The sequence below is a fragment of the Prosthecobacter sp. genome, assembly GCF_046154365.1.
Taxonomy (GTDB): Bacteria; Verrucomicrobiota; Verrucomicrobiia; order Verrucomicrobiales; family Verrucomicrobiaceae; genus Prosthecobacter.
This window is the reverse complement of sequence record NZ_JBJXFV010000124.1, coordinates 13,907-28,845: the sequence shown is the minus strand read 5'-3', so window position 1 is coordinate 28,845 and position 14,939 is coordinate 13,907. Positions and strand designations below refer to the sequence as shown.

Genomic DNA, 14,939 nt, shown 5'->3' with positions numbered 1-14,939 from the left:
AACTCACTTCCGCTGGAACAGCTCACTCGCCACGATCTCGTGGATCAGCGTGCGGAAGCCAAGATTCTTCGCTTTGGCCTTCGCGACGATGGCGTCGATCTTTGTGCGGTCGATGCGCTGCGGCGGGCCGCCGGTGGCGTAGGTGATGAGTTTGGTGGCCAGGGCGCGGGCGATTTGATCTTGGTCAGCGAGCAGCAGTTGCTTGAACTCGTCGATGTTCTTGAACGCGCGGCCATCGGGCAGCACGTCGGCGGGATCGACTGGCTTGCCGGTGCGGAAGTTCGCGGGGCGGCCGTCGAGCACGTATTTATCGCGATAGCCGCCGATGACATCAAAACTCTCCAGCGCGAAGCCTGGCGGATCGATTTCGACATGGCAGCTCGCGCAGGATTCGATCTGGCGATGCTTTGCAAGCTGCTCGCGGATCGTGGTGGTGCCACGCGTGTCGGGCTCAAGAGCGGAGACATTTTCTGGTGGCGGTTTCGGCGGTGTGCCGAGGATGCGGTCCAGCACCCATGCACCGCGAATTACTGGCGAGGTGCTGGTGCCGTTCGCGGTTACTTTGAGCACGCTCGCCATCGTCAGCAAGCCGCCGCGATGGCTTTCCGGTGCGAGTTTCACCTTCTGAAACTCCCAGCCGCTCACGCCGTCGATGCCGTAGTGCTTCGCAAGGCGGCCATTGAGCATGGTGAAGTCGGAGGCGATGAAGTTCGCGATGCTGAGATCGTCTTTGAGCACTTCGTCGAAGAATAGCTCCGTCTCGCGCTGCATCGACGCGCGCAGCATCTCGTCGAAGTGCGGATACACGATGTGGTTCGGCATGGTGAAGTCGAGATCACGCAGGCTGAGCCACTGGCCGGTGAAGTTCGTGGTGAAGGCGGCGGCCTTTGGGCTTTTGAGCATGCGCTCGACCTGAGCGCGCAGTGTCGTGGAATCACTGAGCTTGCCTTGCTCGGCCAGCGTGAGCAGTTCTTCATCGGGCGTGCTGCTCCAGAGGAAATACGAGAGCCTGCTGGCGAGCGCGGAGGCGTCCAGTCTGCCCGGTGCCTCGCGCAGAAACAAAAACTCCGGCGCGATCATGATGGCGCTGAGTCCCACGCGGATGGCCTTCTCAAACGATTGTGGCTCCGCGAGTTTCGCGGCCACGAGGTCGAGATACGTCTTCATGTCCGCATCCGTGACCGCACGGCGAAACGCCCGCCGCGCAAACTTGCGCAGGATGCGGTCCGCATCGGCCATTGGCGCATCCGAGACGACCTCTACGCGGTCGCTTTGATTGTAGATCGGCGATTTGCCCTGCTGCATGTCGCCAAACAGCCTGCGGTGGCTTTCCGGCGGCCAAGTCTCGTTAAGGGGGCCTTCCATCTCCACCCAATCGATGGCTACTCCGGGGCCGTCCCATGCCTCCGCTCCAACTTTGCCAACGGTTTGCGCATTGGGCAGATCATACGGCAAAATCGTGATGGAGGTCTTCGGCTCCATTTGATCGGTGAACTCGATCACTCGCGATTGGTCCGCAGGAGCATCGAAATAGCCGACGAGACGCGCCTTTGGCCCCGCCATGCCTCCACCGCCGCTTTTCACGCTAAACGCCACCGGCTTGCCCGCGCTCTGCACACCGGAGACCGACATGCGGAAACGATACGTGCCGCGCTCCGCCATATAGAAGAGCGATGCGGCCACCCATTGCGAGGACGAGAACATCACCACGCGCTGCTCCTGTTTGCGAAAGACCTTCTCGGAGTTGGCCTTCACTTGATACGCCGCCTCCAATCCCACGCGCTTCTGCTCCAGCTTCGGCGGCTTCGGCCGATTCGCGATGGCCTGATCAAGCGCCGCCTCTGCCGCGATTAGATATTGATCCATCAAGAACGACGAGGTGTGCAGCGCATCGCCGACATTATCGAAACCGTTCGCCGAAGTATCCAGCGGCAGCATCGCCTGCAACTTCGCCGACGTGCCGAGCAGATCGTTCACCGTGTTCTCATACTCAGTTCGATTCAGCCGCCGCAGCACCACACGACCTTCTTTGCCGCTCACAGCGGCCACCTGCGTGCCGATCCAGCTCGTCACAGCGCTCACTTCATTCGCCGGTGGTCGCGGTTTGGCCTTGGGCGGCATTTCGCCTGACTCAAGCTGCTCCAGCACACTCTCCCATCGCTCGCGGCTTTCCTTGTGCGTGAAGTCGGCGGTCAGTTCGTCGATGCGCCAGTCGCCCTTCGGCTTTTCGCCGCTGTGGCATTTCACGCAATGCTGATCGAAGAACGGACGGAATGGATCACCCCGAGCCGCGCACAGGCCCGCCGTCGCACTGATGAGTGCGAGCATCGAGCAGATGTGCCAGGGACGCTTTGGTTTCATGGCTTCCAGCCCTCCGGCAGATGCAGGGACCACACTTCGTTTGATAACGGCTGGGCGTGGCCTCCGGCAATCCAGAGTTTGTCTTGGAAGACGAAGACGGAGTGCTCATGCCGCTCCTTCCAGCAGGTTTTGGTTTGCAGGCGTTCCCAGGTCTTGCCGTCCTTCGAGTGCCACACATCACCCCAGTTTTTCGACGGACCGTTCGACCAGCCGCCGAGCACCCACATGCGGCCTCGATACACCGCCGCAGAGAACCATAAACGCGGCGGCCAGGGGGCGGCTTCTGTTTCACAGGACCAGTTCACGCCATCGCTGGATGCCCACACATCGTTCTTCGCGTGAAAGGCCGGCACGTAGTTGCCACCACCGAAGACATAGATCTTGTCGTTGAGCACCACGGCCTGATGATAGGCACGCGGCGACCAGCCGGCGTTCGCCGTTTCGAGTTTCCACTCCTTGCCGTCGGCGGAGGACCACACATCGTTCTTCAAGCTCTTGTCATTACCGAAGTAATAGTTCTCGGTGCCGCCAAGCATCCACAGGCGTCCGCGAAATTCGACGAGTCCCGCCGCGAGTCTCGGTGTCCATCCTGCTGATGCAGTCACTTGATCCCACTTCACGCCATCCGTCGATGCCCACACTTGATTGCTCGCCGAATGCCCCGGCAGCCGCCCATTATACCAACCACCCATGATCCACATCTTGTCCCGGAACGTGATGTTCATCGGCAGATCGCTGTGCAGCCACGGCGCGTTCTTTTCGACGAGCTTCCATTCTTTGCCATCGCCCGAAGCCCACACATCACGCGGCGGCGCTTCAAACGACTGAAACCAGCCGCCCATGATCCAGAGCTGATCGCGAAACACATGCTCCGCCTGTGAATCACGCGCCTGCCATGCCGCCTGGCCTTCGAGCCGCCAATCTGGCGCCACATCTTGCGCCTGCGTAACTGACCATCCAGCGCTGAGAACCATGAGCATGATGCACTTCATGCTGCCAATACGCTTCGCGGCATGCAGGTCTGGCTTGCTGCGGTATCAAAGCCGTCTTTTGGAAGCTGCGCATGAACGATGCTTGGAAAGAAACTGACGGCGGTTCGGGCGTGGCGGCATGATCGAACAGAACGTGGTGGGAGTGAAGATGTGTTCAAGCTGCGAGTTCAGGCCGCCACCTTCGTATTCACAGGCCATGAAGCACTTCCTCTCCCTCCTTTGGCTCGTCATTGCCGTCCCAGTACTCGCCGAGGACTGGCCGCAGTTCATGTTCAACGCGGCGCACTCGGGGAATGCGGCTCAAATCGACCTCGATGTCGAAAACCTCGGCCTGCAAGGCGCGGTGGCGATGACGGATGGCATCTACACCTCGCCCGTCGTTGCGGATGGCAAGGTGTATGTCGTCGATGGCTCGGGCTGCGCGGCGTGCTTTGACGCGGCAACACTGAAGGAGGTCTGGCGCTTTCAAAGCAAAGGCGGCAAGCAAAACGTGAACAACGTCTCCTCACCAGCCATCGCGGGGAACTACCTGCACTTCGGCACCACGGCGGGCACCCATTATGTGCTGGATCGCGAGATGGGTGCGGTGGTGCAGGAGATCCACTGCGGCGAGCCGATCTTCAGCACGCCAGTCGTGGCAAAGGACCGTGTGTATGTCGCCACACTCGGTGCGCAGGTGCTGGCGCTCACGCATGCGGGTGAGAGGGTGTGGACGTGGGATTTCGTGAAGGAAGTCGTCGGCTTCGACGGCAATCGCTGGAGCGGCGAGTCCTGGGCCGCGTTTTGCGAGAAGCGCATGCTCGCGACGCTCAAACCGGGCACGAAACCGACCTCCAGTGACGGTCGCGTGAACTGGAAGGATCATTTCGTGTGCTCCCGCGACATCTGCCTGATCAAGGGCAACATCGTCGTCATTCCTGCCGGCGGTCGCACCTTGTTCATCGAAGACACCGGAGCAGCACCAAAGCTGAAAGCCACCGGCGAGATCCCCGAATGGTCTGGCAAGGAGTTTCCCGCCACCTTTGGCCAAAGCGCCGATGATGACGGCAACGTCTATGTGCAATGGCACCGCCGCGACAACGCTGGCCGCGTGGACATCATGCGGCTCGACGGCGACACGCTTAAAACCGGCGACTTCGTTCCCGGCACCGACACGAACATCCGCATGGATGGGCTGCTGAGTTTTTCGCCTGTGGCGATTCGTGGGAATGAGGTGTTTCGCGTGAAGCCGGAGACAGGGCGTGGGTTAATCGGGCACAGCTTGGATGGCAGGAGGACGAGCATCTACTGTGCTGCTGGAGCCATTGCGCCGCCCGTGTTGACGAAGCGGCATGTGATCGCCGGCGGATTGGACGGTTCTCTGAACTACATCCCGCTGGATGGTGGCAAGCCGGGTACAACCTTTCAATCAAGCATCAAGCACAGCGATGCGGCAATCACGGCGCCAGTCGCTGTGGCCGACGGACGCATCTTTGTGCCGAGCGAAGACGGCTGCCTTTACATTTACGCTGGAGGCAAAGAGGCAAATCGACGGGAATCACCTGCTGTGGCTTCGATTCGATCTCCCCTCACCGGCAAGCTCGCTGACGCGAAATACGACTGGTACACCAACTACGGCAACTTCGCGGGCCAGAACGCGAACGATCAAGGTCTTGCGCCGCCGCTGCGCATGCGCTGGGCTCGTCGCCTCGAAGGCACGGTCAAACATCTGCCCGTATGCGGAGGCGGACGGCTCTACACCCACACGGCCGAGGGCCAGATCATCGCCTGCGAGCAGGACACGGGGCGCCTGCTGTGGCGGCAGTGGTGGCCGGACGTGTACTTGAGCTTCACTTCGCCACTCTACATCGACGGCAAGCTACTGATTCCACAGGCGGGCATGAAAAAGTCCTTCGTGCGCTGTCTGGATGCCGCGACGGGCAGAATGCTCTGGGAAGCGCCCTTCACCGGCAGCCCAAGCTGGAGCCGGCAGTTTCCGCCGGTCGTCGCGGGCAAGGTCGCCATCTATGCGAGCGGTTCGGGCGACTATGCGCCGCAGGGCAGCGAGAAGCCCTACACCTTCGGCGGTGAGCCCGTCGTGCCCAAGGATGGCAGCGAGGTGATGAGCTTCATCTACTCGAACGACAACCCGTATTACCCGAAGAACCATCACCCGCGCGTGTGGGCTTGGGATTTGGAAACGGGAAAGGTCGTGTGGGAAAAGGATTTTTATGACCAAGGTCGCGGTGGCAACGACTGCGGCATCTGCATCCTCGACGGCAAGCTCTACTACAGCGTGTTCTTCGGCTACGATGCCGATCAGCGCGCCCGGCGCGGCCTGCCGGTGAAAAACAACGGCCTCACCTGCTGCATCGACCCGCAGACTGGCAAAATCCTCTGGCAGACGAACGACTACTACGTCACCGCCAAATGCACGCTCAGCGCTCGTGATGGCAAGCTCTACATCGGCGGCTTCAACCGTGCGCAACAGGGCACGGACGACCGCTTCGTCTGGTGTCTGGATGCGAACACCGGCAAGCTCGTCTGGAAATCCGACGCCGTGACCTCCGCGCTCAACGTCGTCAGCGTGGGCGAGAAGTTCATGTTCTCCAACGCCCTGCGCGGCAAAGGCAACATCTTCGACCGCGAGACCGGCAAGGTGACTTACAGCATCCTCACCAACTACGCCTGCTGCCGCTTCACCCTGAGCGAGCCGTATGTGCTCGGCGCGAACATGGACATGATCGACCTCAGCCAGGAAGGCAAACTCGTCTCCACCGGCCCCGCGATTGACTCACGCGAATGCTTGGGAGCCGTGGTGAGCAATGGCCGCATCTTCTACACCTCACAGGCCAGTGGCTTCGTCGTCTCGCAGACCTACGGGCCGGAGTCGAAGGAGCTGCCGCCTGCGTGGGAAGTGCGCGAAGCAAAGTAGCCATCATCGCTCCGCGTGATGAGCGCAGCGCGATCGAATTCGTCAGCAGTTCCCGGTGTCGGTAACGTTCAGCTCATCTCGACGGAGCGAGATGGCTACGGTACCCTCCGGATGCATGACGGCACCGGCAGCGAGACCACGCTGCCCGACGAGTAGTTTGCCACCGGCACCGATTTGCCCGAGTCATCGACATCCAGGCAACACGAGGCCGTTCCGCGTGAGGACTGCTGATTGAGTCGCTTGAGCTGTCCGCTACGGCCCTCAATGGCATATGCAGCGACGAACTCATCATCAGGCGCACCGAACTGCTTCGCAGTGGATGCCAGAGAGAAAGCGTTTGTCCGGTGAGATGGCGAGGAAGAATGGATTCTGAATGTCCGTGATGCGATGCAGCGGCTTCAGCGCACCTTTTTGTGCGTCAAAGGTGAAGGCGTGAATGCCCGCCTTGTCACCGGACGCGAAGGCGGAGATGAACACGAGCGGATCGGCGGCACGCAAGACGGCGTCGTGTTCGCTTGCTGGTTATTCAATGTTCAGAGTTCGATGTTCCGCTACGCGATGATGTCCTTCACCACATCGCCATAAACATCCGTGAGACGGAAATCGCGGCCGGCATAGCGGTAGGTGAGCTTTTCGTGATCGAGGCCGAGTTGATGCAGGATGGTGGCGTGCAGGTCGTGGACGTGGACTTTGTTTTCCTCGGCGTTCATGCCGAGTTCGTCGGAGGTGCCATACGCGAGACCGCCTTTGATGCCACCACCAGCCAGCAGTGTGCTGAAAGCGGTGTGATGATGATCGCGACCTCGCTTCATGGGGTCGGTCTTCTTATTCTTGTCCTGGTTTTCCTGCGCGTAAGGCGTACGGCCAAACTCGCCGGTCCAGACGACGAGCGTGTCGTCGAGCAGGCCCCGTTGCTTGAGATCACTGATCAGCGCGGCGGAGGCGCGGTCGCTGTCGGCGCAAAGTTCGGGGTGGCGCTTGTAGTGGTCGCTGTGGGTGTCCCAGGGCTGGTTGTTACTGCTGGTGTAATAAACGCTGATGTAGCGCACGCCGGACTCGGCGAGACGACGTGCGAGCAGGCAGGAGCGGCCAAAGGGCGTGTCGCCATACAGCTCCCGCATCTTCGCGGGCTCGCGGCTGATGTCGAAGGCATCGCTGGCGGCACTTTGCATGCGATAGGCGGTCTCCATGGCCTTGATCTGGCCTTCGAGCGCGGTGTCGTGCTCACGTTTCGCGGCGTGGAGGTGATTGAGCTTCTGAATCAAATCGATCTGCCGTCGCTGCTGCGCGGGAGCGAGCGCGGAGTTGCGCACATTGGCGACGAGTTTATCCACGCTCATGTCGGAGGTGATGACGCCGGTGGCCTGGTATTCGGCGGGCAGGAACGAGTTACTCCAAAGTGCCGGTCCCACCACGATGTTCGGCGTGGGCCGCAGCACGACGAAGCCGGGCAGGTTCTCGTTCTCACTGCCAAGTCCATACAGCACCCACGAGCCGAGCGAGGGGCGGATGGGCTGGATGTTGCCCGTGTTCATCATGAGCAGCGCGGGCTCATGATTCGGCACGTTCGTGTGCATGGAGCGAATGACACAACAATCGTCGATGATGCTGCCGAGCGCTGGCAGGCTCTCGCTCACCTCGATGCCGCTTTGACCACACTTGCTGAACTTCAGTGGCGACGACATGAAGCCGCTGGTCTTCGGTGCTCGGTAGAGTTTTCCCGATGGCTGCTGGCCCTCGTATTTCTTCAGCATCGGCTTCGGATCAAACGTGTCGATGTGCGACGGCGCTCCGTTCATGAACAGGAAGATCACACGCTTCGCCTTTGGCGTGATCTGTTGCCTCGGAGCCGCCCCGAGCATCCCCGCAAGCCCGATCGCGCCAAAACCTGCCGAGAGACGCTGCAGGGCGTCGCGGCGGGAAAGAAATGAGCTGGGGACTTGCATGAATGGAATACGACGGTGTAGCAGTGGTGTTTCGCAAACAAAGAACTTCCAGCTTGGCGATTCATCCTGGGTGTGGCAGCCTTGGCACATGGAAAGTGATCCAACAGATGAGTGGCAGGAGTGGTTCCGCATGGCACCGCTTGAGCGCTGGTCTGAAAGCATGAAACTGTGGGCGCAGTATCTCGCCCAAGGAGGCAGCCTTGATCCCGAACCCGATTCACAAAGTCCTTTCCACGTTCCAGAGTTTTCAGGTGCGCGCCCTGTTGATGGGCGGTCAGGCCTGCGTGTTTTACGGCGGGGCTGAGTTCAGTCGCGACACGGATTTCGCCATTCTAGCTGACTCGGAAAATTTGGAGCGGCTGGGTGCGGCGATGCTTGAATTGCACGCCGAGGTCATCGCCGTGCCGTCGCTTTCCCTGGAGCATCTGCGCAAAGGCCATGCCGTCCACTTTCGCTGCCAGCATCCCGAGGCCCTCGGCATGAGGGTCGATGTAATGTCCAAGATGCGTGGTGTCGCCGACTTTGATTCGCTCTGGCAGCGACGCACGACTCTCCAAGGAGCCGATGGCACGATCTATGAACTGATGTCGCTCCCCGATCTCATCCAGGCCAAGAAGACCCAGCGCGACAAGGACTGGCCGATGATCCGCCGCCTCATCGAAGCTGATCACGCTGCGTGCAAAGACGAGCCTGAAGCCGCCCAGCTCAGTCTTTGGCTGCGCGAGTCTCGCACGCCCGATCTGCTGATCGAACTCGCCCGTCATCACCACGATCTGGCGCAGCAATTATCAGCAGATCGTCCACTGCTCACCGCTGCCATCCTGGGTGACGAAACCGCGCTTGAATCCTCTTTGCTTGAAGAAGAACTCCATGAGCGCCGGGCTGACAAAGCATATTGGCAACCCCTCAAAGCCGAATTGGAAGCGATGAGGCGCGAGCGAGCGAAGTAGGAGCCCGTCAATCCACAAACATCATCTCATTTGTCGCCAGAAGAGCCTGCGCGAACTGATCCCACGCGGTGAGGGCGGACTCGGCAGGTTGTTTCAGAAACTCGTGGGCGATGGCGAGTTCTTCCGCTTCGGGTTCGCGGGCAAAGAGGAGTTCGTAGGCGTGGCGGACGCGCGAGGTGTCATCGCTGCCGCTTTGCTGGAGGCGCTGGGCAAGTTTTTTGGACTGCTCGATGATGAAGGGGCTGTTCATCACGAAAAGCTTCTGCGTGGGCGTGGTGCTACTGCTTCGGCGCGCGGCGTGGACGTTCGCATCCGGGTAATCGAAGAGCATGAGTGTCTTGTTCAGCTCGCGACGACTCACCTGGGAGTAGATCGTGCGTTTGTGATGCGTGGCTGCATCGAGGCTCTGTGACGGGCCGCCTTCCAGCGTGAGCGTGCCTGCGGCGGCCATGATGGCATCGCGCCACGACTCGATGCCGAGCTGACGGCGGTTCATGCGCCAGAAGTGATCGTTTGCTTCGTCGAGTTGCGCATTCGCGGCGCTGCCGCTGCTGCTTTGGCGATAGGTGGCGGACGTGACCAGCTCACGCACGAGGCGCTTCAATGACCAACCGTTTTGTATGAAGTGGATGGCAAGGTCGTCGAGCAGTTCGGGATAAGTCGGCTTGTCGCCCGTCGCGCCAAAGTTGCTCGTGGTGCGTGCCAGGGGCTTGCCGAAGAGTAGGTCCCATACGCGATTCACCATCACGCGGGCCGTGAGCGGATTGGCGGGATCAGTGATCTGGCGAGCCAGCTCCGCGCGGCCGCTGCCTTGCTGAAACTTCACCGGCTCACTTTTACTCAGCACTTGCAGCCAGCCACGCGGAGCCATGGCACCAGGCGTCTCGACATCACCGCGATCATAGACGGGCAGATCATGCGGCTTGAGGTCGCGCACGACGTGCAGTGTGCCGGGGTCCATTTTATCGGCCAAAGTCTTGCTGTCCTCCTCCTTGCCATCGGGCCGCAGGTTCACCATCTGCACCGAGGCGAAGACACCGGCCATCGCGTAGTAGTCACGGGCCGTGATCGGATCGAACTTATGATCGTGGCAGCGTGCGCAGGCCACGGTGAGGCCGAGAAAGGTCTGCGAAACAGTGTCCACCTGCTCCGACCACTCCTCCGCCTGCACATCGAGCCGACCGCGAGCATACAGCTTGTGCCCGAGGCCGAGAAAGCCGAGCGCGGCGAGGTCCGCTTTGTTTTGCGGCTCGATCAAATCGACCGCGAGCTGCTTCTCGATGAACGCATCGTAAGGCAGGTCGGCATTGAAGGCGGCGATGACCCAGTCACGATAACGCCAGGCATTTGGGTAATTGAGCGATGAGTTACCACCCACCTGATGCGCCTGATCCTCGGCATAACGCGCGAGATTCAGCCACACGCTGGCCATGCGTTCGCCAAAGGTCCGGCGACTGAGCAAATCATCCACCAGCCGTGCATAAGCATCAGGGCGAGTGTCCTTCACAAAGGCCCGCACCTCCTCCGGCGTCGGCGGCAGGCCAGTGAGGTCAAATGTTGCACGGCGGATCAAAGTCCGCGCATCTGCCTCGCGTGATGGCGTGAGTTCCTTGGCCTCCATGCTCGCGAGGATGAAGTGATCCACCCGCCCACGTGGCCATTCAGTGTCTTTCACCTTCGGCAAGATCTGTGCCTTCGGCGGCACGAACGACCAGTGCTGGCGTGCCTTGGCCCAATCAATCGCCACAGGCTCCGCCGCCTGCGTGATGACGCAGAGCAGGAGCGATGTGGCGATGATTTGTGGCGGGACGTTTGGCACTTGTCCAAAACGCGGCGTGAGCGCCATTTTCCTCTTCAAATCACGCAATCAACTCCTTCACCACCTTTGCCGGGTTCACGCCGGTGAGGCGGAAGTCGAGGCCTTGGAAGCGGTAGCTGAGTTTGTTGTGATCGAGGCCGAAGAGATGCAGGATCGTGGCGTGGAAGTCGTGCATGGACACGGGATCACGGGCGACATGCCAGGCGAAGTCGTCGGTCTCGCCATGCACCTGGCCGCCTTTGATGCCGCCCCCTGCCATCCACAAACTGAACGCGGCGGGATGATGATCGCGCCCGGTGACTTTCTTGAAGCCCTTGCGGTTCTCACCAAGAGCGGTGCGCCCGAACTCGCTGCCCCACACGACGAGCGTGGTGTCGAGCAGGCCACGTTGCTTCAAATCCTTCAGCAGCGCGGCGATGGGCTGATCGACCATCTGGCAATTGTGCGCGAGCTGCGGATCGAGCGCGCTGTGATGATCCCACGAGGCGTGGATGATGTTCACAAAGCGCACGCCGCGCTCGATCATGCGACGCGCGTTCAAACAGTGACGTGAGAAAGTTTGGTAGTTGCCGATGCCGCCGAGATTGCTCTTGATCGGCGGCTCGACGCGGTTCACGCCGTAGGCATCGAGCGTGGCCTGCGATTCGCTGCTGAGATCGACCAGCTCCGGGGCCGAGCTTTGCATGCGGAAGGCGAGTTCGTAGCTGTTGATCCGCGCTGCGATCTCTGGATCGCCAATGTGCTTGTGCTGAAGCCTGTTGAGGTCATTCAGCGCACGAATGCTCGCGGATTGCATCTCTGGCGTGATGCCATCGGGATTGGCGAGATTCAGAACGGGCGAAGCGCCATTGCGAAACATCACGCCGCCATACGAAGACGGCAAAAAGCCGCTCGACCATGTGGAACTGCCACCGGGCAGGCCGCGCCCTTTGCTGACCATCACGACATACGACGGCAACTCCTGCGAAGCATTGCCGAGGCCGTAAGTCACCCACGAGCCGACACTCGGACGCCCGAGCCGGGACTCGCCACAGTTCAGCATGAGCTGGCCGGGCAGGTGATTGAACTGCGTCGTGTGCATCGAACGGATCAACGCGATGTCATCCGCACAAGTGGCGATGTGCGGCAGTAGATCGCTGATCTCAATGCCGCACTGCCCGTGCTTTTTGAAGACACGCTTCGTGCCCATCACCGTGGCCGACTCTTTTTGCAGGAAGGCGAACTTCGCATTGCCCACGATCGAGTCGGGCAGCGGCTGACCGTCGTATTTGTTCAGCAACGGCTTCGGATCAAAGAGATCCATCTGCGACGGCCCGCCTTCGAGAAAGATAAAGATGCAGCGCTCCGCCTTCGGCGCGAAATGCGACACGCGAGTTGAAAGCGGGTTCGCGGGGATGCTCGCGTCTTCGGCCAGCAAGCCGTCCTGCTTCAGGAGTGATGCCAAAGCCAGCGTCCCCAGCCCGCAGGAACTCGTCGCGAGGAAATCGCGGCGGGTTTGGGTGAGGTGTTGTTCAAAGGGGGACATGGCTTCTATGTTTAATCGGGTAATGCACGGGTTCTATCGCAAGACGGGGTGATTGAGTCCGCGCTGCACGGTCGCTTCTATTTCTCCTCCGGCAGTCCAAGAGCATCACGGAGAACCTTGCGTTCTTCGGCGGGCAGGACGAGCAGGCGACCTTCCTCCTTGGTTTTGAGGTAGTCGATGCCGGTGCGGAGGAGGCGCAGGGGAATTTCGAGATGATCCTGGTCCTCCGACTTCAACGCCGCCCGACACGTCTCCCAGCTTTCGACCCAGGCATCCCAAGCAGCATGGTTGAGCGGACTCTCCGCCACTTTCGGCAGATGCTTCACCAGCGCATCGCCCAATTCGGCAAGGCCGGAAAAACGGGCAAAATGCCTCAGGAACTCCGCGATTCGTTCTTTCCAGCTCTGTGGGTCGTGGGTGTGCGCAAACAAGGCCTCCACGACGGCTGACGCGATGTGGTGCAGGCTGGACTGGACGACCTGCTCAATCCTCGCCTGCTCGGAAAGTCCAAAGAGCAGGCTGAAATCTCGAATCACCGAGGCGTGTGGCCCTATGAGACGATGGCAATGCCCCCGGATGCTGAGAGCGATTGCAACACCACTAGCGAATGCCTCAGGCAGTTCGATGGCGTGTGTGCAGTCGGCGATGGCCTCGTTACCACGTCCGGCTTGGGCGTGAAAGCCGCCTCGGGCGATGAGAGCCCAAGCGACATACTTAGCGGGTGTTCCGGGCAGATCGATGGCGCGGGTGAGGTCCGCGATTGCCTCCTCACGACGTCCGGCTCGGCCGTGACAGAGCCCCCGATTGAAGAGGGCCCAAGCAACCTGTTCAGCGGGTGCTCCGGGCAGCTCGATGACGCGAGTGTAATCTGCGATGGCTTCCTCGCCGCGTCCGGCTTGACTATGTGAATAGCCGCGGCGGAACAGCGACTTCGCGACTTCGGCGGGTGTCGTGTTGTCCGCGCTGATGATGTGGGTGAAGACCCGGATGGCTTCGTCCCACTCCTCGCGTGCGTTCAGTAGCGTCCCGAGTTTGATCCAGATGGCAGGTTCATCCAAATCCTCGGCGGTGGCGCGGACTCTGGCGATCGTTGCATCGTCACACGGGCCTTCGGGCAGGAGGTCTAGATCGTGGCGGAGGTATTCGTGGCGGAGATTCGGTGCGCCGGAGTCGAAGAAGGCCTTGGCCGCCGTGTAGTAGGCGTGGCCCCGGGTGAGCGGGCCGCAGAGGCTGAGGCGGGCCTCAATCTCCTCCCGCTCATGCCAGACGCGGAGGAAGTCCACGATGAGGGCCAGCGGTCGGCGGTCATGCGTTTCCTTCACCTGGAGGGCGAGGCGCATGAGCGGCTCGGCAAGCTCGTAGAGGACCTCGCGGCCGATGGGATGGGAGTCGAGGTAGCGCATCTCGCGAAGCTGCTTCAACTGGCCGGTGATGGAGTTGTGTGTGGTGAAGAGGCCCTCCGCGATGCGCTTCACAGGGACGGGATGACGATCTCGGCAGAGGAACTGGATGATCTCCCGCTGCTGCGGGCTGAGCCAGCGCAGGCGCTCCTGATAGTAGCTGGTGAGCTGGCGGTCCACCATCTCCTCGAAGGGCCGGACGAGGTCGTCCAAATCCCGGGCCTGAGTGAGTAGCTCGGAAAAAATGAGGTAAAGTCGGGGATTCCCACCGGCGAGCGCCCGAATGGCGGCGACGCGGGCGTGGCCAACGGGGGTTTTCAGGAAGGCCAGCAGGTCGTCACGGCCATTGAGGGTGGCGATTTTTTCCAGCAGGCTGCGTGCCTCCTCCACCGACAGCGGCTGGAGGTGTCGGGTGTCGAAGAAGCCAAAGAAGGGCTCGTTTCCATCCGAAACGCCATCAAACAAGGCCTGCGCGGTGCCGATGGTGGCGAAGACGGGGTGATTCTGCACGAAGGCCCGCCAGTTCAGTTGCTCGTCCGTGGAGAGGTGGCGGAAAAGGGAATCCAGATTCTCCACGATAAGAACGACGGTGCGTTTGCCGAGATCCCGCAAGAGCGCCTGCCCGAGCTGATCCTGCGCGGTGCGAGGCTGCTGCCCGGCGAGGTCGGTGATGGTACTGGCGGGAAACTCCGCCGGATAGCGCTCCGAGAGGCTGCGGTAGATGAGCACGAGCAGCCGCAGGAAGCTGGTGGCTGTTTCGTCTTCGTTCAGCCAGGCAAAGCGCATCTTGTCCGTCAGCACCGCGTCTTGTGTCAGCCGATGGTGCATGAGGGTGACGAGGTGGGACTTTCCCGCACCGCGTGAGCCGATGAAGAGCAAGTGGTGCTTGTTCGCGGTGAGCACGCTTTCGCGGATCAGGGAGACACTCTCTGCCAGCAGATCCTCCCGCTGGACGAGAATGGCCTCCAGGAACTTCGGATCGGTCCACTGGGGGGAGAATTGAGAGATGAAAGGGCGGTCGTTCATAGCGGT

General features: G+C 60.9%; 10 protein-coding genes. 2 read left to right on the top strand and 8 right to left on the bottom strand.

Going from position 1 to position 14,939, the window contains the following annotated elements:
• Positions 1-3: 3 nt before the first annotated feature.
• Positions 4-2,361, bottom strand: a complete 2,358-nt coding sequence (locus ACKVY0_RS16350) for a DUF1592 domain-containing protein (RefSeq protein WP_409215894.1) — start codon at positions 2,359-2,361, stop codon at positions 4-6.
• Positions 2,358-3,341 (bottom strand): galactose oxidase, encoded by a 984-nt coding sequence (locus tag ACKVY0_RS16345; protein WP_409215893.1) that lies wholly within the window; start codon positions 3,339-3,341, stop codon positions 2,358-2,360. Before ACKVY0_RS16345 ends, ACKVY0_RS16350 begins: the two co-directional genes overlap by 4 nt.
• Positions 3,342-3,549: 208 nt before the next feature.
• On the opposite strand from ACKVY0_RS16345, the gene ACKVY0_RS16340 reads away from it, so the two are divergent.
• Positions 3,550-6,267, top strand: a complete 2,718-nt coding sequence (locus ACKVY0_RS16340) for a PQQ-binding-like beta-propeller repeat protein (protein WP_409215892.1) — start codon at positions 3,550-3,552, stop codon at positions 6,265-6,267.
• 95 nt (positions 6,268-6,362) lie between these two features.
• On the opposite strand, the gene ACKVY0_RS16335 is transcribed toward ACKVY0_RS16340, so the two are convergent.
• The 3 genes from ACKVY0_RS16335 to ACKVY0_RS16325 are packed head-to-tail and all read right to left on the bottom strand — an operon-like array spanning position 6,363 to position 8,213.
• Positions 6,363-6,533 carry a beta-propeller fold lactonase family protein gene (locus ACKVY0_RS16335; RefSeq protein ID WP_409215904.1) on the bottom strand — a complete coding sequence of 57 codons (171 nt, stop codon included), beginning with the start codon at positions 6,531-6,533 and terminating at the stop codon, positions 6,363-6,365.
• A 25-nt stretch (positions 6,534-6,558) separates the two neighbouring features.
• Complete coding sequence (locus ACKVY0_RS16330; RefSeq protein ID WP_409215891.1) at positions 6,559-6,765, bottom strand: beta-propeller fold lactonase family protein; 207 nt, start codon at positions 6,763-6,765, stop codon at positions 6,559-6,561.
• A 53-nt stretch (positions 6,766-6,818) separates the two neighbouring features.
• Positions 6,819-8,213, bottom strand: a complete 1,395-nt coding sequence (locus ACKVY0_RS16325; RefSeq protein ID WP_409215890.1) for a DUF1501 domain-containing protein — start codon at positions 8,211-8,213, stop codon at positions 6,819-6,821.
• Positions 8,214-8,464: 251 nt separating this feature from the next.
• On the opposite strand from ACKVY0_RS16325, the gene ACKVY0_RS16320 reads away from it, so the two are divergent.
• Complete coding sequence (locus ACKVY0_RS16320; RefSeq protein WP_409215889.1) at positions 8,465-9,163, top strand: hypothetical protein; 699 nt, start codon at positions 8,465-8,467, stop codon at positions 9,161-9,163.
• A gap of 7 nt (positions 9,164-9,170) precedes the next feature.
• Here the strand turns inward: ACKVY0_RS16320 and ACKVY0_RS16315 are convergent, their stop codons facing one another.
• The 3 genes from ACKVY0_RS16315 to ACKVY0_RS16305 form a co-directional block, all read right to left on the bottom strand.
• Entirely contained in the window at positions 9,171-11,009 is a 1,839-nt protein-coding gene (locus ACKVY0_RS16315; protein WP_409215888.1) for a DUF1549 and DUF1553 domain-containing protein, read from the bottom strand.
• A 13-nt stretch (positions 11,010-11,022) separates the two neighbouring features.
• Positions 11,023-12,507 carry a DUF1501 domain-containing protein gene (locus ACKVY0_RS16310; protein WP_409215887.1) on the bottom strand — a complete coding sequence of 495 codons (1,485 nt, stop codon included), beginning with the start codon at positions 12,505-12,507 and terminating at the stop codon, positions 11,023-11,025.
• Positions 12,508-12,584: 77 nt separating this feature from the next.
• Positions 12,585-14,933 carry a hypothetical protein gene (locus tag ACKVY0_RS16305; protein ID WP_409215886.1) on the bottom strand — a complete coding sequence of 783 codons (2,349 nt, stop codon included), beginning with the start codon at positions 14,931-14,933 and terminating at the stop codon, positions 12,585-12,587.
• Positions 14,934-14,939 lie beyond the last annotated feature (6 nt).